Annotated in this window: 18 protein-coding genes; 5 read left to right on the top strand and 13 right to left on the bottom strand. The window is 65.4% G+C overall.

Annotated features, from left to right (window positions below; all coding sequences use genetic code 11):
* Positions 1-29 precede the first annotated feature (29 nt).
* On the bottom strand, positions 30-1,790 hold the full coding sequence (gene arc / locus AB0L58_RS04920) for a proteasome ATPase (RefSeq protein WP_364381775.1): 1,761 nt from the start codon (positions 1,788-1,790) through the stop codon (positions 30-32).
* 206 nt (positions 1,791-1,996) lie between these two features.
* Here arc and AB0L58_RS04925 point away from each other — a divergent pair, with 206 nt between their 5' ends.
* On the top strand, positions 1,997-2,491 hold the full coding sequence (locus AB0L58_RS04925; protein WP_364381181.1) for a hypothetical protein: 495 nt from the start codon (positions 1,997-1,999) through the stop codon (positions 2,489-2,491).
* A 19-nt stretch (positions 2,492-2,510) separates the two neighbouring features.
* On the opposite strand, the gene AB0L58_RS04930 is transcribed toward AB0L58_RS04925, so the two are convergent.
* Positions 2,511-3,344 (bottom strand): tRNA (adenine-N1)-methyltransferase, encoded by an 834-nt coding sequence (locus AB0L58_RS04930; RefSeq protein WP_364381184.1) that lies wholly within the window; start codon positions 3,342-3,344, stop codon positions 2,511-2,513.
* Positions 3,345-3,423: 79 nt separating this feature from the next.
* Between AB0L58_RS04930 and AB0L58_RS04935 the strand changes: the two genes are divergently transcribed.
* Positions 3,424-4,323, top strand: a complete 900-nt coding sequence (locus AB0L58_RS04935; RefSeq protein ID WP_364381187.1) for a RecB family exonuclease — start codon at positions 3,424-3,426, stop codon at positions 4,321-4,323.
* A 2-nt stretch (positions 4,324-4,325) separates the two neighbouring features.
* Here AB0L58_RS04935 and AB0L58_RS04940 read toward each other — a convergent pair whose 3' ends face one another.
* From AB0L58_RS04940 to metH, 11 genes are all read right to left on the bottom strand, one after another.
* Positions 4,326-4,475: a hypothetical protein gene (locus tag AB0L58_RS04940; RefSeq protein WP_364381190.1), complete on the bottom strand. Its 150-nt coding sequence runs from the start codon at positions 4,473-4,475 to the stop codon at positions 4,326-4,328.
* 251 nt (positions 4,476-4,726) lie between these two features.
* Entirely contained in the window at positions 4,727-5,947 is a 1,221-nt protein-coding gene (locus tag AB0L58_RS04945) for a putative sulfate exporter family transporter (protein WP_364381193.1), read from the bottom strand.
* Positions 5,947-6,081 (bottom strand): hypothetical protein, encoded by a 135-nt coding sequence (locus AB0L58_RS04950; protein ID WP_364381196.1) that lies wholly within the window; start codon positions 6,079-6,081, stop codon positions 5,947-5,949. The genes AB0L58_RS04945 and AB0L58_RS04950 overlap by 1 nt, the downstream gene beginning before the upstream one ends.
* Positions 6,082-6,228: 147 nt before the next feature.
* Complete coding sequence (gene hisG, locus AB0L58_RS04955; RefSeq protein WP_364381198.1) at positions 6,229-7,080, bottom strand: ATP phosphoribosyltransferase; 852 nt, start codon at positions 7,078-7,080, stop codon at positions 6,229-6,231.
* A 47-nt stretch (positions 7,081-7,127) separates the two neighbouring features.
* Positions 7,128-7,409, bottom strand: a complete 282-nt coding sequence (locus AB0L58_RS04960; protein WP_354960458.1) for a phosphoribosyl-ATP diphosphatase — start codon at positions 7,407-7,409, stop codon at positions 7,128-7,130.
* 108 nt (positions 7,410-7,517) lie between these two features.
* Positions 7,518-9,329 (bottom strand): choline/carnitine O-acyltransferase, encoded by a 1,812-nt coding sequence (locus AB0L58_RS04965; RefSeq protein ID WP_364381201.1) that lies wholly within the window; start codon positions 9,327-9,329, stop codon positions 7,518-7,520.
* Positions 9,326-10,162: a class I SAM-dependent methyltransferase gene (locus AB0L58_RS04970; protein WP_364381204.1), complete on the bottom strand. Its 837-nt coding sequence runs from the start codon at positions 10,160-10,162 to the stop codon at positions 9,326-9,328. The genes AB0L58_RS04965 and AB0L58_RS04970 overlap by 4 nt, the downstream gene beginning before the upstream one ends.
* Before the next feature lie 10 nt (positions 10,163-10,172).
* Positions 10,173-11,036: an arpA protein gene (locus tag AB0L58_RS04975; RefSeq protein WP_364381207.1), complete on the bottom strand. Its 864-nt coding sequence runs from the start codon at positions 11,034-11,036 to the stop codon at positions 10,173-10,175.
* Between the two features lie 202 nt (positions 11,037-11,238).
* A complete protein-coding gene (locus AB0L58_RS04980; RefSeq protein WP_364381210.1) occupies positions 11,239-11,910 on the bottom strand; it encodes an HAD family phosphatase in 672 nt (223 codons plus the stop codon).
* Positions 11,911-11,929: 19 nt separating this feature from the next.
* The gene (locus AB0L58_RS04985) at positions 11,930-13,585 is read right to left on the bottom strand and encodes a serine/threonine-protein kinase (protein ID WP_364381213.1); all 1,656 of its coding nucleotides are present in this window, start codon (positions 13,583-13,585) and stop codon (positions 11,930-11,932) included.
* 424 nt (positions 13,586-14,009) lie between these two features.
* Positions 14,010-17,606: a methionine synthase gene (gene metH / locus AB0L58_RS04990; RefSeq protein WP_364381216.1), complete on the bottom strand. Its 3,597-nt coding sequence runs from the start codon at positions 17,604-17,606 to the stop codon at positions 14,010-14,012.
* Positions 17,607-17,751: 145 nt separating this feature from the next.
* Here metH and AB0L58_RS04995 point away from each other — a divergent pair, with 145 nt between their 5' ends.
* The 3 genes from AB0L58_RS04995 to AB0L58_RS05005 all read left to right on the top strand — a co-directional run bounded on the left by AB0L58_RS04995 (position 17,752) and on the right by AB0L58_RS05005 (position 23,024).
* Positions 17,752-18,645, top strand: a complete 894-nt coding sequence (locus AB0L58_RS04995) for a PAC2 family protein (RefSeq protein ID WP_364381219.1) — start codon at positions 17,752-17,754, stop codon at positions 18,643-18,645.
* 99 nt (positions 18,646-18,744) lie between these two features.
* On the top strand, positions 18,745-21,351 hold the full coding sequence (locus tag AB0L58_RS05000; RefSeq protein ID WP_364381222.1) for an AMP-binding protein: 2,607 nt from the start codon (positions 18,745-18,747) through the stop codon (positions 21,349-21,351).
* 533 nt (positions 21,352-21,884) lie between these two features.
* Positions 21,885-23,024, top strand: a complete 1,140-nt coding sequence (locus tag AB0L58_RS05005; RefSeq protein WP_364381225.1) for an XRE family transcriptional regulator — start codon at positions 21,885-21,887, stop codon at positions 23,022-23,024.
* Positions 23,025-23,060: the final 36 nt, after the last annotated feature.

Genomic DNA, 23,060 nt, shown 5'->3' on the forward strand with positions numbered 1-23,060 from the left:
CAGAAGCACAGCCCTCGGAATCAGCAGACCTACAGATACTGCCCCGTATTCGACTCGGTATCGATGGCGCGGCTGGCACTGGCGTTCTTGCCAGTGACCAGGGTGCGGATGTAGACGATTCGCTCGCCCTTCTTACCCGAGATGCGGGCCCAGTCATCGGGATTCGTGGTGTTGGGCAGGTCCTCGTTCTCGGAGAACTCGTCCACGATCGAATCGTAGAGATGCTGGATACGCAGGCCTGGATTGCCGGTGTCGAGCACGGCCTTGATGGCGTACTTCTTGGAGCGGTCCACGATGTTCTGGATCATGGCGCCGGAGTTGAAGTCCTTGAAGTACAGGACTTCCTTGTCACCGTTGGCGTAGGTGACCTCCAAGAAGCGGTTGTCCTCGCTCTCGGCGTACATCCGGTCGACGACCCGTTCGATCATCGCGCGGATGCACAGGGCCTTGTCGCCGCCGAACTCTTCGAGATCGTCGGCGTGCAGCGGCAGGTCTTCGACCAGGTACTTCGAGAAGATGTCCTGTGCCGATTCCGCGTCCGGCCGCTCGATCTTGATCTTCACATCGAGCCGTCCCGGCCGCAGGATCGCGGGGTCGATCATGTCCTCGCGGTTGGACGCACCGATCACGATGACATTCTCGAGCCCCTCGACACCATCGATCTCCGAGAGCAACTGCGGCACGACCGTGGTCTCCACATCCGAGGACACGCCCGAACCACGGGTGCGGAAGATCGAATCCATCTCGTCGAAGAACACGATCACCGGCGTACCTTCGGACGCCTTCTCGCGCGCGCGCTGGAAGATGATCCGGATGTGGCGCTCGGTCTCACCCACGAACTTGTTCAGCAGCTCGGGACCCTTGATGTTCAGGAAGAACGACTTGGCTTCCTTGGCATCCTCACCGCGCGCCTCGGCGATTTTCTTCGCCAGCGAGTTGGCGACGGCCTTGGCGATCAACGTCTTACCGCAACCGGGCGGACCATAGAGCAGCACACCCTTGGGCGGGCGCAGCGCGTATTCGCGGAACAGATCCTTGTGCAGGAACGGCAATTCCACCGCATCGCGGATCTGCTCGATCTGCCGACCGAGACCACCGATATCGCTGTAGTCGACATCGGGCACTTCCTCGAGTACGAGATCCTCGACCTCGGCCTTGGGAATCCGCTCGAAAGCGAAACCGGCCTTGGTATCCACGAGCAGCGAATCACCCGGCCGCAGCTTGCGGATCGGCGAATCGGGATCGTCGAGATCATCGACCTCGGCGACCTTGGCCAGCGGACCCGCCAACCACACCACGCGCTCCTCGTCGGCATGTCCGACGACCAGGGCCCGGCGTCCGTCGTCGAGGATCTCACGCAAGGTGCCGATCTCGCCGACGGCATCGAAGATTCCGGCCTCCACCACCGTGAGCGCCTCATTGAGACGGACGGTCTGGCCGTATTCGAGGGTCGAGGTATCGATATTGGGTGAACACGTCAAGCGCATCTTGCGGCCCGAAGTGAACACGTCGACCGTCTGGTCCTCGTACACACCGATCAGAATTCCGTACCCGCTCGGCGGCTGACCCAGCCGATCGACCTCCTCACGCAAGGCGACCAGCTGCTGGCGCGCTTCCTTGAGGGTGTCCATCAGCTTGGTGTTGCGAATGGTCAGCGAATCGATGCGGGCTTCCAATTCCCGTGCGCGATCCGGCGAATCGGCCAGTTGCCTTCGGAGTGCAGCCGCTTCGGCGCGTACCGCCTCGAGCTCTCTCCAGGCCGCCGAATCCGAATTCTCGATGGGGCTCATGTGCTGCTCCTCCCAGTCCCGGTCTATTAACGCTACCGGGCGCGAACCGTTCTCGCTTTCCGACATGGTTTCGTCGTGATCACATCTGGGCCGCGATCGGCGGCGGAACCACCATGTTAGCCTGCCCTAACCAGGCCACGGCGATCTGCTTCGCCGACCGAACCGAAAGGTTGCTGACGATGCTCCTTCCCGCGAGGACGCTGCGTATGTCCATGGTTATCACCGCGGCGGCGATGGCCGCTACCGTCGGTCTCACCGGCTGCGGCTCCGACGACAAGTCCGATGCCAGGGCCACGACTACCACTTCCGCCGCCGCGACGACCAGCGCCGCAGGTCACGGCGACCACGGTACCGCCGCCGCGCCCACCGCGGAAACGCTCACCGCCGTCCTGGATGCCCTTTCCGACCCGGCGAAACCCACTTCCGAGAAGACCAAGCTGATCGTCGACGGCGAAAAGCGCGCCGCCAATATCGACCAGATGAACCAGGCGCTCGGCGGCTACGGCAAGCTCACCTACGCGGTCAGCGACATCACCACCAGCGGCAATTCCGCGACCGCCCAGGTGACCATCACCTCACCGCACGGAACCGCCCCCGCCATGCCCCTGACCTGGGAACATGTCGACGGAACCTGGAAGCTTTCGGATGCCAGCGGCTGCCTGATGCTCGGTTTCGCACAGGCGCCCTGCGTTCCCGCCTGAGCACGGGACACCGCCCGACTCAGCCCTTCGACGGGCGACGCTGCGGCTTCGGGGTAACCGTGCCCTCCGCGAGCCGGCGCGCGCTGACCAGGAAGGCGGTGTGGCCCTGCATGCGATGTTCGGGCCGCACCGCCAGACCCACCACATGCCAGCCGCGCACCATCGATTCCCATGATCGCGGCTCGGTCCAGCACTCCTGCTCGCGCAGCGCCTCGACCACCTTCGACAATTGTGTGACGGTCGCCACATAGACGATCAGCACACCGCCGGGGACCAGCGCCTTGGCCACAGCGGGTAGCGCATCCCACGGCGCGAGCATGTCCAGGACGACGCGGTCGACCGGCGGACCGTCGTAGGCGGCGACATCCGCGACGGTGATCGACCAGTTGTCCGGGCGCTCGCCGAAGAAGGTCTCCACATTGCGGATCGCATGTTCGGCGTGGTCCTCGCGGATCTCGTAGGAGATCACCTCGCCCTGCGGGCCGACCGCCCGCAGCAGCGAGCACGTCAGCGCACCCGAACCCGCACCGGCCTCCAGGACGCGCGCACCGGGGAACATATCGCCCTCGTGCACGATCTGGGCGGCGTCCTTGGGGTAGATGACCGCCGCACCGCGCGGCATGGAAAGCACGTAGTCGATCAGCAACGGCCGCAACGCCAAATACGGTGTGCCATTGGTGGATTGCACGACGCTGCCCTCATCGGCGCCGATGAGGTTGTCGTGTTTGATACCGCCGCGATGCGTGTGGAACTCCTTACCCGGTTCCAGCACCACGGTGTAGAGGCGCCCCTTGGCATCGGTCAGCTGTACCCGGTCCCCGATGGTGAATGGCCCGGTCCGTCTGGCCGTCATGTATCTCCGTTCGCTGGTCGTCGGTGCTGTCTTCGCGTGTGGCACCGGCGTGTCGGTGCCGCCGGATAGCCTGCCAGGTATGCGTTCGCCGGAATCCACGCCCCCTGCCGACACCACGCCGGAGGTCACATCCGATCGTCCGCGTCCGGCGCTGTCACCTTCGCGGGCAATGGATTTCAAGCAGTGCCCGCTGAAGTACCGGTTCCGGGCGATCGATCGGATTCCGGAGCCGCCGACGCGGATCGCGGTGCGCGGCACAGTGGTGCACGCCGTGCTCGAAGATCTCTACGGACTGCCCGCCACGCAACGGCGGTTGGAACGCGCTGCCGAGCTCGTCGAACCCGCGTGGGCCCGGGTGCTTGCCGATAGACCCGAGATCGCCGAAGTGGTCGCAGCGGACGGACTGGCGGGCTTTCTCGGCGAGGTGCGCGCGTTCGTCGAGGCGTACTACCGGCTGGAGGATCCGACCCGGTTCGATCCGGAGTCGTGTGAGTCACGGGTGGAGGTCGAACTCGACGACGGTGTGCTGTTGCGGGGGTTCGTCGACCGGATCGATGTCGCGCCGACCGGTGAACTGCGCGTCGTCGATTACAAGACCGGCCGGGCGCCCGGACTCGCCCAAGAAACCAAGGCACTGTTCCAGCTGAAGTTCTACGCCTTGGTCGTGCTGCGCACCCGCGGCATACTGCCGACTCAGCTGCGGCTTATCTACCTCGCCGACGAGCAGATCCTCACCTACGCCCCCGACGAGGACGAATTGCTGCGCTTCGAACGCACCCTGTCGGCCTTGTGGCAGGCCATTCTGGCGGCGGGTCGTACCGGCGAGTTCCTCCCGAGCACCAGCTGGTTGTGCGGACATTGCAGCTACAAGAGTCTGTGCCCCGAATTCGGTGGCACTCCCCCGGTGTATCCGGGCTGGCCGGACAGCGGCACCGGGGAATCGCCGGACGAAACCTTCGCCGACGCGGTCGCCGACTGAACTCAGCCGACGAACCGATTCAGATCCAAGCCATGTGAGCCGAGTACCGCGATGACGCCGATGAGCACGAGCACCCCGACGGCATCACCGATCACGATCAGCACATTGCGAATCCGCCACCACGACCCGACCGACTCGACACTCGGCTTCACTGGGTCCTCCCCTGTCCTTCGTACTCGAACGGCATTTTCCATCCGAGCTGTTCCCTAGTTGTTTCGCCCGACATGCCCCCAGTGTTGACGGCGAAGCATGAAGTTTTCGTGAGTTCGGTCGCGAACAAAACGCACACGACGCGCTGTGCTCACCTACCCCGCCGACTGTGCACGCTCCGTCGGCTGCCATCGCCCGCGATGCTCGCCGGGCTGACCGGCGAGCATCACAACGCCAGGTTGCCGGTGCGGATCTAGGCGGTGAAGTTGCGGAACAGCAGTACGGACAGACCCGAACCGACGGCCAGATTGAAGACGGCGGCGGATCCGAAGACCACGACCGGCCGCCAACCCGCCTCGCGCAGGCCGCGCAGCGAGAACTCCAGACCGATGGAGACGAAGGCGAAGATCAGGAACCAGGTGCGCAGATCGTTGACGATCGCGATATGCGCCGCGCCGGCCTTCTTGTCCACCGACTGCAGATACAGCGTGCCGATGACCGAGGCGGCAACGAAGCCGATCACGAACTTCGGGAACCGCTCCCAGAACTGGCGCACCGAGGGCCGCGTCGCACCGGGAATGCGCTCGACCCGGATCGTGAAGTAGGCGGTCAGCGCGATGGCGACGACGCCGATGAGCGCGTTCTGTGTCGTCTTCACGATGGTCGCGATCTGGAGCGCCTTCTCTCCCGCGATCGCACCGGAGGCCGCGACGGCCGCGGTGGTGTCGATATTGCCACCGATCCACGCGCCCGCTACCGCGTCGGAGAGATCGAAAACATCAGCGAGCCAGGGCAATACGAAGATCGACGGCAGCGCGAAGATGATCACCAACGATGCCGCGTAAGCGATCTGCTCACGTTTGGCCTGCACCGCGCCCGCGGCCGCGATGGCGGCGCTGACACCGCAGATCGACACGGCCGAGGAGAGCAGGGCACGCAGCTTATCGTCGAGGCCGAGTCGGCCGCCCAGCCACCAGGTAAAGCCGAAGACCGCCGTGATCAGCAGCAGCGCCTGCAGGATCGACGGGCCCGCCGCCGTGACCAGAATCTTCAGATTGATCGACGCGCCGAGCAGCACCACACCGGTCTTGATGAAGAATTCGGTGCGGAATCCGGCCGAAAGGCGTTCCCGAAGGTCGAGCTTCGCGAGTACGACATTCCCGATCAGGCCGATGACAATGGCATAGACCGGGAATTCGATCGACTTGGCGATCCGTTTGAACGGCGTACCGACGGCCCATCGGGGCACGTGGGTGTCGAAGTAGCGGGTCAGCGCGCCGAGCAGGACGACTACCGCAATCCCGGCTCCGATCTCCGCCACCGTCGGGCGTGAAATCGCCTGCAGTGCAGCGGTTTCGGATTGGACGGCAGCCCGCTCGACTGCCTCCGCCACGGACGCGGCGGAGGCGGTATCCGAAGCCACGGCATCAGCGCTCACGGCGGCCGGCTCGGTCTTGGCGTCGTTGTCCGGCATCACGGCACCAACCAATCCGGGATGGCGCCGACCAGGACCAGAGCGATCAGAACCAGACCGACGATGGCCGCCAGCCAGTCCTCATTCCATGCGAATGTGCTGCCCGAGCGTTTCGCGGGCGGTGTCTGCGACACGGTGGTACTCCTTGCATTTCCTCATCGAGGCCGCAACGTACCAACCGGCCACAGGTCAGCGCACCGATTGCAATCGCAGTGAATCGATCACTCGCACAAAACAACTCGGCCCCGCCGAGTGGCGGGGCCGAGTCGTCCGAAGCCGGATCAGAAGGCGCGGCAGGACCGGATATCGAAGGCCAGGATGGCCTTCGCGCCGAGTTCGGCGAGCCGGTCCATCACCTCGTTGCCGTGCCTGCGCGGCACCATGGCGCGGATCGCGACCCAGCCCGGGTCGGCGAGCGGGGAGACCGTCGGCGACTCGAGGCCGGGCGTGATCTTGACCGCCTCCTCCAGCAGTTCCTTCGGGCAGTCGTAGTCCAACATGATGTACTGCTGGCCGAATACGACGCCCTGGACACGTGCGATGAGCTGATTGCGGGCGCGTTCCTGCTGGTCGGAGCCGGTGCGCTCGATGAGCACACCCTCCGAATCACACAACGTCTCACCGAAGGCGACCAGATTGTGCTGGCGCAGCGTGCGGCCCGAGCCGACCACATCGGCGATGGCATCGGCGACGCCGAGTTGGATGGAGATCTCGACCGCGCCGTCGAGGCGGATCACCTCGGCCTCGATACCACGGCGCTGCAGATCGCTCAGCACCAGATTCGGGTACGAAGTGGCGATGCGCTTGTCGTAGAGGTCCTCGACCTTCCATTCACGCCCGGCCGGTGCGGCGTAGCGGAAGGTGGAGCGGCCGAAGCCGAGGGCCAGCCGTTCCTGCACCGGCGCACCGGAATCCAGCGCCAGATCGCGGCCGGTAATGCCGAGGTCGAGCTCACCGGAGCCGACGTAGATGGCGATGTCCTTGGGCCGCAGGAAGAAGAACTCGACCTGGTTGGCCGGATCGAGAACGGTCAGATCGCGGGAATCGGTGCGTTTGCGATAACCGGCCTCGGCGAGGATCGAGGTAGCCGATTCGGAGAGTGCGCCTTTATTGGGGACTGCGACGCGCAGCATGGGATGGGTCCTTTCGCCAGAGGTGAACTAGGGATCGACGCGCTCCGTCACAGATGTCGGTACACGTCTTCCAGCTTCAGCCCGCGGCCTACCATCAGCACCTGGACCCAGTACAGCAGTTGGGAGATCTCCTCGGCGAGTGCCTCGTCGCCCTCGTGCTCGGCGGCCAACCAGATCTCACCGGCCTCCTCGAGCACCTTCTTACCCTGGAAATGCACGCCGGCGTCCAATGCCGCCACGGTCCCGGACCCCTCGGGGCGGGTGACCGCACGATCTTGCAGCTCGGCGAACAGGGTTTCGAAGTTCTTCACGATGAGCCATTGTTTCAGACGGGTATGCGCACCCGTTGCCCCGGCCCGGCCCGGCCCGACAGGCGCACTCCTCCCGGACTCCGCACCCCTTGTGGTCGGCCTACGAAGGGTGCGGAGCCTCCTGCGTCAGGACTCGGAAAGCAGCGCCGCCAAATCGGCTACGGCAGTGCGCAGATGATCGGCGAAGGCGTACATCTCGGCGGCGACCGGTTTCGGAGTGGCCAGGTAGATGTTCCAGCGGTCCGGCAGCAGGACGTAGGCGATGCCGATGCACTTCCGACTGGTGGAGCCGAAGCCGAAGTAGCGGATATTGATAGACGGGGCCGAGCTGGTGCTCAGGTAGTCGTCGCGCATGATCGTCCAGCCGGGACTGGAGTACAGCGGGATCGGCTCGGTGACGCCGAGTTCGGCGCCGCGTCGGCGCTGGATCCACTCGAGCTCCCAGAGATGCTGTTCGGGCGCGTCACCCGCCTGACACTGCTTGGCGCGTTCGACGTGCGCGCTCGCCGCGGTCCGCGCGGCGGCGAGCCGGTCGGCCGGTGCGACCGCCGGATCCTGCATGGCGTCGACGAACGCCACCATCTCCGGTGTCACCACGCGCATCGCTTCGGTGCGGCCGTTGCGGTACTGCCTGGTGGCAATGGATTCGTAGGTGGCGCCGGTCAATCCCTTGCTGCGTCGGTGCGCCAGCTGATAGCTCAGCTGTGCGAACGCATCCGGCGAGATCGCTAGTTGTTTGGCACGGGTGGTGCCGAAATCGAAAGATACCGTCGCGGTGGCATTCTCGGCCGCATACCGGGAGAACGCCGCCCCGGCCGCCGCAATATCCGCGCGCTGGGCCTGATCGAGGACGAACTCGATCGGTTCGACCGTCGGCAGCCCCTGCGGCTGCGCCCCGGCCCGTTCGGCGTGTTCGGCAGCGGGCGTCTGCAGCAGCGTGTCGACGAAGGACAGGATGGTGGTGCCGTCGAGCCCGCAGTGCTCGACATTGATGCCCGCCTGGCCGTCGGCGAAGACGATGAACGTTACCGACTTGTCGAACCACCGGTTGGCACTGTCGCCGTGCAGCAATTGATCACAGGCCTGCAGTTCGTCGCGCGGCGTGAAATCCTCCAGGCACAGGCCGAACAACGCGGTCTCGATGGCGTCCAAGGCCGTGACATTGGCGGGTTCGGCCCGCAATCCCTGCCTACTGACCGCCCATTCGGCCCGCGCCTTGGTGGTCAGATGGCCGACCGCGGTATCGGTGCGGGCCGAGCGCGCACCGGCCTTGAGCACCGCGCGCAGCCCGTCGGCGAGATCGTCCAGCGAATAGGGCACACCGTCCGGGCCGATCACATCCATCCGGAACATGCTGCCGCGGAAGAACACCACGATATGCCTGGCAGCCGACGGTCCGGGCCATTCGTCGCTGTAGGGTACCCGCACGGAATCCTGTATCTCCCCCGGAATCCGGGTCTCGGAGAACAGGTACTTGTTCTGCCACATCGACAGTTGCTGTCCACGCTGGGTGACCGGCGGGATCGCCTCGATATCGAGAGCCAACTTGTAATCGACCGCGGCCGTGATGATTCCGGCCGCCCGCTCCACCTGTGCGGCCCCGGTGGAGGCGGCCAGTGCGGTGTCATCGCGGAAGAGGAAGAAGAAGTTGGCATTCAATGCGATGCGATCGCGACGGCCCAGATAGCGCGACGGCCAGAACAGATCCAGCCAGCTCCCGACACCGGGAGTGGCATCGTATTCGGCCAGTGCCGCGTGCAGCTTCCGGCCCGGACCGTCGGGGCGAAGCAGGTCGGCGACCGCGGCCTCGGTGGTGGCGAATTCGTCGGCGGTCAGCAGTGGCGCACACCACTGCAGCAATCGCTCGCCGCTGTCCTCCAGCGTCGGCAGGGGCACCCTTGGCAGGTGGTCGTCGGCGGCGAAGGTGCGTTCGGTCAATGCTGGTCCTCGGGGTCGGCGTGTTTCGGTAGCGGTCGCGAGATGTAGAGGTTGGCGAGCAGCCAACCTGTGCTTTCCTGGCCAGCGGTGTCGATACCGTTGGCGGCCAGGGCATTCAGCACCTGGGTGCGTTCATTATCGGATGCGAACTTGCGTTGTTCGAACACCCCGGGGACCTGCTCGGTGCGGTAGCCGAGCGCGGCCAGCTCCGCGGCGATCGGTTCGAAGCTGAACATGCGTAGTACGAAGTGTGCCATCCACGGCCGGCGACGTGGGTGTGCCGTTGCCACCCGCGCCAGCGTCTTCTCGGTGACGTATCCGACGCAACCGGTCGAGATGACGATATCCGCGGCCGCCAGGGTACGGCGTTGCGCCTCGGTCAGATCGGCGGCCTCGAGATCCGCGTGCACCGTGTCGTGCAGGAATCCGGCCTCCTGGGCATAGGCCAGCGCCGGGCGGGCGGCATCCATGCCGATGAAGCGGACACCGGGGAGTTGGTCGCGCGCGTCCAAGCGGGCCCGATCGCGGGCGATAAGCGCGGCCTGATCGGTATCCTCGGCGCCGCCGTAGTGTTCGGCGAGTTCGCTCACGGTGGTGTCGAAGCGCAGCAGGGCCGCGTTGACGCCATAGGAGCAACCGATATCGAGCACGGTCGGGGTGTCCACGCGCGCGGAGGCGCGGTATTCCCGAATCTGCTGCTGGAAGTGCGGTTTCGCCAGTTCCGGTATGCGGTAATCCAATTCGGCCATCCGGGCGTAATAATCGCGCGGATCGGGTCGGTCGTAGATATCGTCGAAGGAAGCTTTTCCGGTCGTATGTAACGGCACTGGCATGTCGTCCCTCTCAGTCGAGCAACCGATCGCCACGGACGGCGTCGGCCGCGGCGGCTAGGTGATCGGGCAGCACCCGCCCGAACAGTTGACGGGTGCGTTCCACGGTGCCGATGACACCGGGCCGATCGGTATAGGCGAAGATCGCCGAATGCCGTGCCCTGCCGCCCTCGACCGGTGAAACCCGGTGCAGCGAGAAGCGGCCCTGGAACAATTGCAGATCACCGGGCCGCAGATCGAGGTGCTGGATCAGGTGCGCACCGGATCCGGTGAGCACGTCCCGCACATCGTCGAGGTTCTCGGCGCGGGGCGAGCGAATATTCGGACAGTACTCGAAGATTCCACCGGTCTCGGCCGGCTGGGTCAACATACTGACGGTGAATTCATTGGTGTCGAAATGCCAAGGATGCGACATTCCGGGCGCCACCACATTCAGGCACAGTCCGGCCAAAGGGTCGGCGAATTCGTGCAGTTCGGTCAGCCCGAAACAATCCGCGACGAAGCGCTGGAAGATCGTACTGGTGTAGAGCCGATGGATCAGGGCCGCGGCCGGGATGCGGTCGCGCGGGACGAATGCGTTGCCGCGTTCCAGCACGATGCGCCCCGGATGGTCTTGCGGCAGTTCGGTATTCAGCGGAATGTTGTACGCGTTGACGCGCTCGACCTCGTAGTGCGCATCCGGGGCCATCGCCTCGCCCTGTGCGCGCAAGGTATCGATCAACTCCGGTCGGATGAACTCCCGCAGTACCGTACAACCACTCTCGGCGAGTTCCGCGCGTGCCCGCGCCACCGCATTCCCCCACGCCGCGGCGGACGGATCCCCCAGCGGATACCGTGCCGTATCGACGATTTCGTCCAGGACATCCGTCGCTGCCATGGCGTCATTTTGGTAGAGCGATCGGCGACACGCCCGGGATTCGACAAAGTTGCCGGTGACTACGGTCACACCTACCAACTGCGCGCAGTTACGTTGCGGCACAGTAACTCTCACTATGCCGAGGTCGGGAGTGTCGGCTCACGAACAGCGGGACTCACGATCTTGATCCATCCCGAAAGCGCCCCCGCTCGCGGGGCGCGGTTCAACCTCCGACGCGCAGCGCGTCTTCCAGATCGCGCAGGGTCAATCCCACCAATGAATCACGGAATACCCGCTGCGGCGCCGCCGAAACCGCTATCTCACACGGGATCACGATGACAGCACAGCCGGCGGCACCGGCCGCGGCCGCACCGGTCGGCGAATCCTCCACTGCCACACAGTCTCGCGGGTGCACGCCGAGCAGTTCGGCAGCGCGCAGATAGATCTCGGGTTCCGGCTTGCCGTGCGCGACTTCGTCACCGCAGACTGACACATCGAAGAAGTCGCGGCCGAGCGTATCCAATCCGAATTCCGTAAGCGACCGCTTGGTATTGGTGACCAATGCGGTCGCGAGACCCGCGGTGCGCACCAATGCGAGCGCATCCTTCGCGCCGGGCCGCCATGGGATCGGGCCCGCCATCAATTCGGTCACCCGCTGCTCGATGAATTCACCGGCGGCGCGCAGCGCATCCGGTGTCGCTTCGATACCCAAACCATCGAAAATAAGCCGAAGGGCGTTCGGTCCGGACGCACCGATCAATGAATGCCGCAGTTCATCGCTCATCTCGTGACCGTGTGCGCGCGCCAGTTCCCGTACGGCGATATCCCACAGCTTCTCCGAATCGAGCAGGGTGCCGTCCATATCCCACAGCACCCCGGCAAGTCGTGCCGTCACCCCGATTCGTCTCCCTTGTCTACAAGCCCGACGCGGCGATCAACAATCGCCCGTTCTCCGACACGACCTGGATCCATCGGTTCTCCGATGAGGTCGAGCCGTTCTTCAGGTTATAGGTCAGCGAAACGACCGCCCGGTTCTCACCGTTCGGCGTGACGCCGCCCACGCTTACCGAACGAACGGAGGACCAGAACTGCGAGTAGGAGCCGAAACCACCGGTCTGGGCCTGGTAGGACGACGTCAACTGGCCCCACCCACCCTGCACATTGCCGGGCAGCATCCCGTAGTAGCCGTAGATGAATTGCGAGATCCGGTCCGGGGTGGCCGGACCGAACGCGGTGGTGGTCGTCGTCGCTGGTGCGGTGGTCGATGGTGTCGGGCTCACCGTCGTGCTCGGTCGGGTGGTCGGCGCCGCGGTGGTCGATGGGGCCTGCTGCTCCGGCTGACCCGGTTGGATCGCGATCGCCGACTCCGATTCGGTCGCCGAACCGCTCGGCGCGGATGTCGGCGTCGTCGAACCGACCGCCGCACCGCCCGAATTGTCCTTGTTCAGCGACGACACGATGACCGCGGCCAGGACCAGCACCGCGACCGCGGCGGCCGCGGCCACCGCGATCAGGCGGCCACGACTCTGCTGGCCGTCACCGCCACCGCCGGGCACAGTGCCACCGGACTTCGGCGGTGCGGGCGGCGGCACGACGGTGACACCCGGTGCCTGCGGACCCGCGAGCGCGACGACCTGCGTCGCGTCCTCCGCCGCGCCGCCCGAATTGCTCAGAACGGTGGTCGCACCCGCATCAGCGCCTGGTGCGGGCAGCACCTTGGTGACCGTCGGCGTGGTCACCAACGCCGGCGTGCGGCCCGCCGCGACGGCTTCCAGCGCCGCCTTGGCCTCGCGCATATTCGGGCGGCCATCGATCGAGGCGGCCAGCAGCCGCATCAGCACCGGACCGAGTTCTCCGGCGCGCCGCGGGGGTGGCACCTGTGCTCGGGCCGCGGCGTGCAGGACCGCGAGCGCGTTATCACCCTCACCGAAGGGCGGACTGCCCTCGACCGCCGCATACAGCGTCGAGCCGAGCGCGAAGACATCCGAGGCCGGTGCCGGATCCTCGCCGCGCGCCACCTCCGGCGCCAGGTAGGCGGGGGTGCCGGCGAGGAATCCGGTCGCGGTGACCGTCACGTCACCGACGGCGCGAGAGATGCCGAAGTCGGTGATCTTCACCGTGCCGTCGTCACCGACCAGCAGATTCGCCGGCTTCACGTCCCGGTGCATGATGCCCGCATCGTGTGCGGCGGCCAGCGCGCCCGCGGCCTGAGCCCCGATGCGGGCCACCTCGGTCGGCGCGAGGGTCCGCTTGCCCGCCAGTTTCGCGGCGAGGCTCGGTGCGTTCATGTACTCCATGACCAGCCAGGGCTGGCCGTCCTCCTCGGCGACATCGAAGACGGTGATCGCGTTGGGATGGTGTAGTCGTGCGGCGATGCGCCCCTCCCGCATGGCCCGCAGCTTGGCCTCCAGGGCCTGGGACCGGGACAGACCGGGTGCGAGCACCAACTGCTTCACCGCGACCGTGCGGCGCAGCCGGACGTCGGTCGCCCGCCACACCACACCCATGGCACCCGTGCCGATCGGATCCGTCAGCCGATACCGTCCAGCGATCAACCGGTCCGCCGTCATGGTGTTGTGCCCCTCCTGCTTTACCGCCGAGCCAATTCCGCACTCCGCGCGTAAGCGGAAATCTTCGAAAATGCTACGCGCTGAAGTCCTTTGCACCCGAATTGCCGAAGGACGCTCGCATCCGCCGACTGCCCCGGATGCAGTTGCAACTGTTCAGACTTTGTCATACCCGACCGACATCCATCCACCGTCGCGTGGCCCCTGACGCGATAGCCCTGGTCAGAGGCACGCGGCCGACCGGATACGCCCGCGCGTCGCGCCCCCTCGTGTCGTCGCGCGCTGCGCTCGGCCGCAATTGATCTCACATATCACGAGGTGATCAAGGTCGTCACCGCACCGATGGGGTCGGTGCCGATGCGGTGAGAATCACAACCTCCGGACCGGCCGGATAACGAATTCCGCCCCGAAACAGACTGGTCGGCACCTACGCGTTGAAGTACTTGGCCTCCGGATGCAGCAGCACGAAGGCGTCGGTCGACTGTTCCGGATGCAACTGCAGTTCCTCGGACAGCACGACGCCGATGCGGTCGGACTCGAGCAGGTCGACCAGCTTCGCGCGGTCCTCCAGATCCGGGCAGGCGCCGTAGCCGAAGGAGTAGCGGGCGCCGCGGTAGCCGAGTTTGAAGTACTCCTGCACATCCGACGGGTCGGAATCGGCGATCGAATGTCCGTCCAGCACCAACTCTTCGCGGACCCGGCGGTGCCAGTATTCGGCGAGTGCCTCGGTGAGCTGGACGCCGATGCCGTGCACCTCGAGGTAATCGCGGTAGTTGTCGGCCGCGAACAGTTCATTGGCGAAGTCGGCGATCGGCTGACCCATGGTGACCAACTGGAACGGCAGCACATCGACTTGACCGGTTTCGCGTGCGCGTTCGCGCGAGCGGATGAAGTCGGCGATGCACAGGAACCGATCGCGCTGCTGGCGCGGGAAGGTGAACCGGTGGCGTTGCGGCGCATCCGGATCGGGCTCGGCCAGCACGATCACGTCATCGCCCTCGGAGACCGCCGGAAAGTACCCGTAGACGAGCGCCGCATGCTGCAGCACACCTTCGGTGGACAACCGGTCCAACCAGTACCGCAATCGCGGCCGCCCCTCGGTCTCCACCAACTCCTCATAGCTCGGGCCCTCACCGCCGCGCTGACCGCGCAGACCCCACTGACCGAGGAATAGCGCGCGTTCGTCGAGCAGTCCCGAATACTCGTGCAGCGAAACGCCTTTCACCACCCGGGTGCCCCAGAACGGCGGCGCCGCGACCGGCAGATCCGCGGCCACATCGGAGCGCGCCGGCACCTCGATCGGCACCTCGGCCGCCTTGCGCTGTTCGGCGATCCGCTTGGAACGCTCGTGCCGCGCCTTGCGCTCGGCCGCCTTCTCGCGTTCCGCGATCGCCGCCGGGCTGTCCGGATCGACGCCGCCGCCGCGCTTGCGGGTCATGATGTCATCCATCAGCCGCAGGCCCTCGAAGGCGTCGCGCGCGTAGTGCACATCGCCGTGGTAGACCTCGGTGAGATCGTTCTCGACGTAGGCGCGGGTCAGCGCCGCACCGCCGAGCAGCACCGGGAACTGGTCGGCGACGCCCTTGGCGTTGAGCTCCTCCAGATTCTCCTTCATCACCACGGTCGACTTCACCAGCAGACCGGACATGCCGATCACATCGGCCTTCTTGTCGACCGCGGCATCGAGAATGGTCGCGATCGGTTGTTTGATGCCGAGGTTGACGACCTCATAGCCGTTATTGGACAGGATGATGTCGACCAGATTCTTGCCGATATCGTGCACATCGCCCTTGACCGTGGCCAGCACGATGCGCCCCTTACCGCTGTCGTCGGTGGCCTCCATATGCGGCTCCAGATAGGCCACCGCCGCCTTCATCACCTCGGCCGACTGCAACACGAACGGCAATTGCATCTGGCCGGAGCCGAACAGCTCACCGACGGTCTTCATGCCCGACAGCAGCGTTTCGTTGATGATCTGCAGCGGCGGCACCTCGGTCATGGCGGCATCGAGATCGGCCTCCATCCCGGCCTTCTCACCGTCGACGATCCGCCGCGCCAACCGCTCGAACAGCGGCAGCGCCGCCAATTCCTCCACGCGCGAGGCCCGCGAAGACGAAGCCGACACTCCCTCGAACAGCGACATCAACTGCTGCAGCGGGTCGTAATCGGCGCGGCGTCGGTCGTAGACCAGATCCAGTGCGGTCTCGCGCTGTTCCTCCGGAATGCGGGCGATCGGCAGGATCTTCGAGGCGTGCACGATGGCCGAATCCAGTCCGGCCTGGACACATTCGTGCATGAATACCGAATTCAGCACCTGACGGGCGGCGGGATTGAGTCCGAAGGAGATATTCGACAGGCCGAGGGTGGTCTGCACCTCGGGATGCCTCTGCTTGAGCAGCCGGATGGCCTCGATGGTTTCGATGCCGTCGCGCCGCGACTCCTCCTGGCCGGTGCCGAGGGTGAAGGTCAGCGTGTCGATGATGATGTCGCTTTCGCGTAGACCCCAGTTGCCGGTGATATCGGCAATGAGCCGCTCGGCGATCTCCACCTTCTTCTCGGCGGTGCGGGCCTGGCCCTCCTCATCGATGGTCAGCGCGACCACCGCGGCGCCGTGCTCGCTGACCAGCTTCATCGTCTGTTGGAACCGGGATTCGGGACCGGCGCCGTCCTCGTAGTTCACCGAGTTGACCGCGCACCGACCACCCAGATGCTCCAAACCGGCCTGCAGGACCGGGGTTTCGGTGGAATCGAGCATGATCGGCAGGGTCGATGCGGTCGCCAACCGGGACGCCAGCGCCGACATATCCGCGGTGCCGTCGCGTCCGACATAGTCGACACACAGGTCGAGCATATGCGCGCCGTCACGGGTCTGGTCCTTGGCGATATCCAGGCATTTCTGCCAGTCCTCGGCGAGCATGGCCTCGCGGAAGGCCTTGGAGCCGTTGGCATTCGTGCGCTCACCGATCATCAGGATCGAGGCATCCTGTTCGAACGGCACCGCCGTGTACATGCTCGAAACGCTCGGCTCGTGCACCGGTTCGCGGCGTGCCTGCAGCGGCGGCAGCGTCGGTTCCACCTCGCGCACCGCCGCGGTGACCTGGCGAATATGTTCGGGCGTGGTACCGCAGCAGCCGCCGACCAGCGCGAGACCGAATTCGGATACGAAGCCGCGCAACGCGATTGCCAGCTCTTCCGGAGTCAGGGGGTACTCCGCGCCGTTCGCGCCGAGCACTGGTAGGCCGGCATTCGGCATGACCGACACCGGCACCGTCGCATGCCGGGACAGATGGCGCAGATGTTCGCTCATCTCATCCGGTCCGGTGGCGCAGTTCAGTCCGATCATGTCGATGCCGAGCGGCTCCAGCGCGGTCAGCGCCGCGCCGATCTCACTGCCCACCAGCATGGTGCCGGTGGTCTCCACCGTGACGTGGGTGATGATCGGAATCCGCCGGCCAAGCTTGACCATCGCCCGCTGGCTCCCGGTCACCGCGGCCTTGACCTGCAACAGGTCCTGGCAGGTCTCGATCAGAACGGCGTCGGCACCGGCCTCGAGCATGCCGAGCGCGGCCTCGGTGTAGGCATCGCGCAGCGCGGTAAAGGGGGCGTGACCCAGTGTCGGCAGTTTGGTGCCCGGTCCCATCGAACCCAGCACATAGCGCGGGGTGCCGTCGGCGCTCGGGCCCATCTCGTCGGCGACTTCGCGGGCCAGACGGGTACCGCGCTCGGAAAGATCGCGAATCCGGTCGGCGATATCGTAATCGGCGAGGTTCGGCAGATTGCAGCCGAAGGTGTTGGTCTCGACCGCATCCGCACCGGCCTCGAAGTACGCGCGATGGATATTGCGCAGCACATCCGGGCGGGTGTCGTTCAGTATTTCGTTGCAACCCTCGAGACCACGGAAGTCGTCCAGCGTCAGCTCGGCCGCCTGCAACATCGTGCCCATCGCGCCGTCGCCGATCACGACACGCCGACGGAGCGTGTCGAGAAGGGTGGTATCGAAGGCGGCTGAGCTGGACGCAGACATGTGATCAAGCGTAGTGGGCCGCTACGACATGCCGAACCACCGTATCGGTGTCGGGCGCCACACCTGCCCAGACAGATGAACAAACGGTGCCGCGCCGACTACGCAAATTCAACGCCGCGTGCTCACACGCCGTAGGCTGACCGGGGTGAACTCCAGTGAATCTCCGGTGTCGCCCGAGCCGGAACTGCCGACTTTGCGCGATCCTGTGCTGGTCGCCGCCTTCGAAGGCTGGAACGACGCGGGTGATGCGGCAAGCGGCGCCGTCGAGCATCTGGAACTGATCTGGGATGCCGAGCCGCTGGCCGAACTCGACTCCGAGGACTATTACGACTACCAGGTCAATCGGCCGACGGTACGTCAGGTCGACGGTGTGACCAGGGAAATCCAGTGGCCGTCCACCATGCTCTCGGTCTGCTCGCCGCCCGGCAGCGAGCGCGATGTGGTGCTGCTGCGCGGTATCGAACCCAATATGCGCTGGCGCAGCTTCTGCGCGGATCTGCTCGAGTTCATCGAACAACTCGGCGTGCAGACCGTCGTCATACTCGGCGCACTGCTCGCCGACACCCCCCACACCCGGCCCGTCCCCGTCACCGGATCGGCCTATAGTAAGGAAGCCGCCGAGCGGTTCAGTCTGGAGCAGACCCGCTACGAGGGACCGACCGGCATCACCGGGGTGCTGCAGGATCAATGTGTGAAGGCGGGCGTACCCGCCGTTTCGTTCTGGGCGGCCGTGCCGCATTACGTCTCGCAACCACCGAATCCGAAGGCGACCATCGCGCTGCTGCACCGCGTCGAGGATGTGCTCGATATCGAGGTGCCGCTCGGCGAGCTACCCAAACAGGCCGAGGACTGGGAGACCGCCGTCAACGAGATGACCGTCGGCGACGATGAGATCAGCGAATATGTGCGCTCGCTCGAGGAACGCGGCGACGCGGCCGTCGATCTCAACGATGCGATGGCCAAGATCGATGGTGACGCCATCGCGGCCGAATTCGAAAAGTACCTGCGCAGGCGGGGTCCGGGCAGCTTCGGACTGTAAGCGATTCGCGGCGTTGCGGTTCGGGTTCGGACAATTCACCGAAAGTTCGCCACGGGGCCATGTGCAAGTATGGAAAGGCTTGCCATATAGACTTCCCGGGTGACTATTCACCGGATCGTCGCGCACCTTCGTAGTTTCGACGACCGGATCGCCGTCCTCTGCTCTGGATGTCCATCGGCGGCCGTCACAGCAGCGGAATCGGTGCCGGATGGTTTGGAGCGGATCACCTATGCGCAGCTGGCGGCACGTGTCGAGGAGTACGCCGAGCAGCTCGGAGCGAACCGGCGCCTCATCGCGCTCGCGGCGCGCAACGATATCGACTCGCTCGTCGCGTATCTCGGCGCGCTGAGCGCGGGCTGCGTCGTTCTGCTCACCGCCGAGATCACCAGTGAATTGCTGGCCACCTACGATCCCGATGTCGTGATCGATGCGGGTCCGCCGCAAATTCGGCGGGCGCGCTCCGCCCATCGCCTGCATCCGGAGTTGGCGCTGCTGCTGAGTACTTCGGGTTCGACCGGTTCGCCGAAGCTGGTGCGGTTGTCCGCGGCCAATCTGCTGACGAATGCGGACGCCATTGGCGAATATCTGGCCATCGATGCCGATGATCGCGCCGCGACGACCCTGCCGATGTTCTATTGCTACGGACTGTCGGTCGTGCACAGCCATCTGCTGCGCGGCGCGAGTCTGCTGCTCACCGACCGGTCGGTTCTCAACGACGATTTCTGGGTCCAATTCCGTCGCTACGGTGCAACGTCTTTCGCGGCGGTGCCGTACACGATCGATCTGCTCGAACGCATCGGCTTCGCCGAGATGACACTGCCGAGCCTGCGCTATATCACCCAGGCTGGCGGCCGCCTCGCGCCCGAGCGGGTCCGCGACTACGCCGAACTGGGCAAGCGGGCGGGCTGGGACTTCGTCGTCATGTACGGCCAGACCGAAGCCACCGCGCGAATGGCCTATCTGCCACCGGAATTGGCCGCCGAATATCCGGACTGCATCGGCCAACCGATTCCCGGCGGCCGATTCACCCTGGAGCAGGTACCGGATACCGACGACGAGGAACTGGTCTACCACGGGCCGAATGTGATGCTCGGCTACGCCGAGAACCCGCGCGATCTCGCGCTGGGCCGCACGGTCCACGCGCTGCGCACCGGCGATCTGGCTCGGCGTACACCCGACGGGCTGTACCAGGTGGTCGGCAGGCGCAGCCGGTTCGCCAAGATCTTCGGCCTGCGCATCGATCTGCAGCGGCTCGAATCCGGCTTGACCGCAGCCGGTTTCACGGCCTGCTGCATCGATGATGGCGACCAGCTGGTCGTCGCCGCCGAAAATCCGGCGGAATCGCTGACCGCGACCGCTGCCGAACTGTCCGGTCTGCCCGCCGCGGCCATTCGCACGTGCGTGGTCGAGGAGATACCCCGCCTGCCCAACGGCAAGCCCGACTATCCGGCGATACGCCAGCTCACCGCATCCGAACGCGACCTGCCGACACGCGATATCCGCGCGCTCTACGCCATTGCCCTCGGCATCGATCCCACGCTGGTCCGGCCCGACAGCACCTTCGTCGACCTCGGCGGCAACTCGCTGACCTACATCACCACCTCGACCCGCCTCGAGCGCGCACTCGGCCGACTGCCCGCGAACTGGCCAGATCTGACTGTCGCCGAACTCGAACGGATTCCGGACGGCCACCGGGCATTCGGGCGCACCGTGGACACCCCGACCCTCTTGCGCGCCGCCGGGATCGTGCTGATCGCGGGCTCGCATATCGGCATGTTCGTGCTCTGGGGCGCGGCCCATATCCTGCTCGGTGTCGCCGGGTTCAACTTCGCCCGGTTCGCGGTCACCATGACCCCCCGCGCCGAACGGCTGCGGCACGCGCTGCGCACGGTGGCGCTCATCGCCATCCCGACCGCCGCATGGGTCGCGCTGACGCTGCTGTTCACCGACTATTACGGCTGGCAGAACGTGTTGCTGCTCAATAAGATTCTCGGACCGCGCGACAGCGACACCGCGGGGCACCTGTGGTTCATCGAGGTGCTCGTGCTGTTCATGGTCGTGTCCGCGCTCTTGGTGCGGGTGCCGTTCATCGATGCCGTGCAGCGACGCGAGCCGTTCTGGTTCGCCATGGGACTTGTCGGGCTCACCTTGGTGTTTCGGTTCTGGTCGTTCGGGCTCTACCCGGCCAAGGATGTACCGTTCTCGCCGCTGGCCTGCTGGTTCTTCGCCCTCGGCTGGGCGGCCGCGAAGGCTACGTCGATCTGGCAGCGGCTGTTGGTGACTGCAGTGCTGCTGATCACGGTGCCCGGCTACTTCGGCATTCCCGATCGGGAGCGGCTGGTGATGTCCGGGCTGCTGTTGTTGATCTGGCTGCCCGCGGTCCGCGTGCCGGCCCTGGTGGCCGGAGTCGCCGCGCTGCTGGCCGACAGCTCGTTGTTCGTCTATCTGCTGCACTGGCAGGTCTATCCGCCATTCGGGCAACACCATGTCGCGGCGCTGCTCGCATCCCTCGCGGCCGGTGCGGTCGCGACCTGGCTGGTGGCGAATCTGCGGCGCAGGTCAGTCCTGGTGCACAGCTTCTTCGCCGAGAGCCTCGTCGCGAAGCGCGCAGCTCTCGATGGTCCACACCTGCGCCGCCGCATCCTGGGCCAGCTTCGCGAGCAGGATGTCTCGCGGAATCGTCTGGCCGGCAAAGTGATCGAGTGACGGCACCACCACATGGTGCGCGTCGGCCCGCTTGAGCTCCTGGGTCAGCTCGGCGAATGCCGTGCCGTCACCGGAATTCGATTCATGGAATGTTGCGGCGAAGCAAAGCCCTTCGTCGCGAGCGAGGCTGCTCATCGCGTCCTCGAGCTCTGCACCATGGCCATCGGCCAAATCATCACGCAAGTATCCATAGATCAACGCTTCCACCCGAACCTCCGTTGGATTGGGGATCTCTCGCTGTTCTCTTATGTGGATCACCCCCGTCGCCGAGGGGCACTGCGTACATGCAAGAGCAGACGTCCTTACATCTGGAGCGTGGCAAATCTTCCGCGCCCATATCCAGAATGTAGGACGCAAAACTGCGAGTGCAGGTGTCAACCCAGTGACATCTGTATGCCCTATCCGGGCCACTGAGCGTTAACTGATGAGATACTACAGACGTGGCCGCTGGAGACGATCGACCCGTCTGGGCTGTCCGAATGCGCTCCGAACGCGATGCACGGGGGTGGTCGCAAGCCGACGCCGTCCGTGTCATGCGCGCGAAGTCTTCGCACAACCTGCCGACGGACAGTACCCTGCTGCGTAATTGGCGACGCTGGGAGTCGGGCGAGTCGCGTCCGGACGATTTCTATGCCCCTATCATCGCCGCCGCATTCGATACGGTAACCGCAGCGTTCTTCCCGAAAAACCGTCCCAGCCGCGACGATGAGCTGCTCTCGGCAACCGGGATGGACACTCTCGAATTCATCGGCAGGCTACGGATGTCCGATGTCTCCACGGCCACACTCGATGCCATCCGCATCACCGCGGAGCGGCTGTGCTGCGAGTATCCCTTCGCCGATCCGCACGATCTGCATACCGAGGGCACATCTTGGTTGCGCCGTATCACTTCACTGTTGGACGGCCGACTGACGCTGGCGCAGCATCGGGAAATCCTCGTACTGGCCGGTTGGGTTGCGCTGCTGGTCGGTTGCGTGGACTACGACCTCGGTCGGCGCACCACCGCGGAAGCCACTCGCCGCGCGGCCTATTCGCTCGGCCGCGAGGCCGACCACGCCGAGATCACCGGCTGGAGTGCGGAAATGGCCGCCTGGTTCGCACTGACCCAGGGTAACTATCGAGGTGCGATCGAGGCGGTCGACCCGGCGCTCGCAACCAGCCGCAGTCTCGGCGTCGGTGTCCAGTTGTCGGCACAACGTGCGAAGGCCTGGGCTCGACTGGGTGACCGACGCGAGGTGGAGGCGTCGCTGAACCAAGGTCGAGCTATCCTCGAGCGACTCGACCACCCGACCAATCTGGACAACCATTTCGTGGTCGATCCGCAGAAGTTCGATTTCTATGCCATGGACTGCTGCCGGGTGGCGGGTGAGGATCCGCGGGCAGAATCCTATGCGCGCGAGGTGATCCGCCACTCGACCCGCGCCGACGGCACGATACGCAATCCGATGCGGGTGTCGGAGGCACACCTCACCCTCGCGGTGGTCGCGGTGCGCGACCGCGATCTGGAACTCGCATTGAACGAGGGCATGCGGGCCTTCGCGGGCAAGCGTCGATCACTGCCGTCGCTGATGTGGATCGCGGGCGAGGCGGCGCGCGAAATCATCGAGCGCTTCCCCGGCGATCCGCGCACCCGGGTGTATCTGGATCAGTTGCGGACCTTGTCCTGCGAGTGATCATTTCGGCGTAGGTTTGATGCATCGCCGGCGGTA

The organism is Nocardia sp. NPDC052112 (assembly GCF_040680135.1).
GTDB lineage: Bacteria > Actinomycetota > Actinomycetes > Mycobacteriales > Mycobacteriaceae > Nocardia.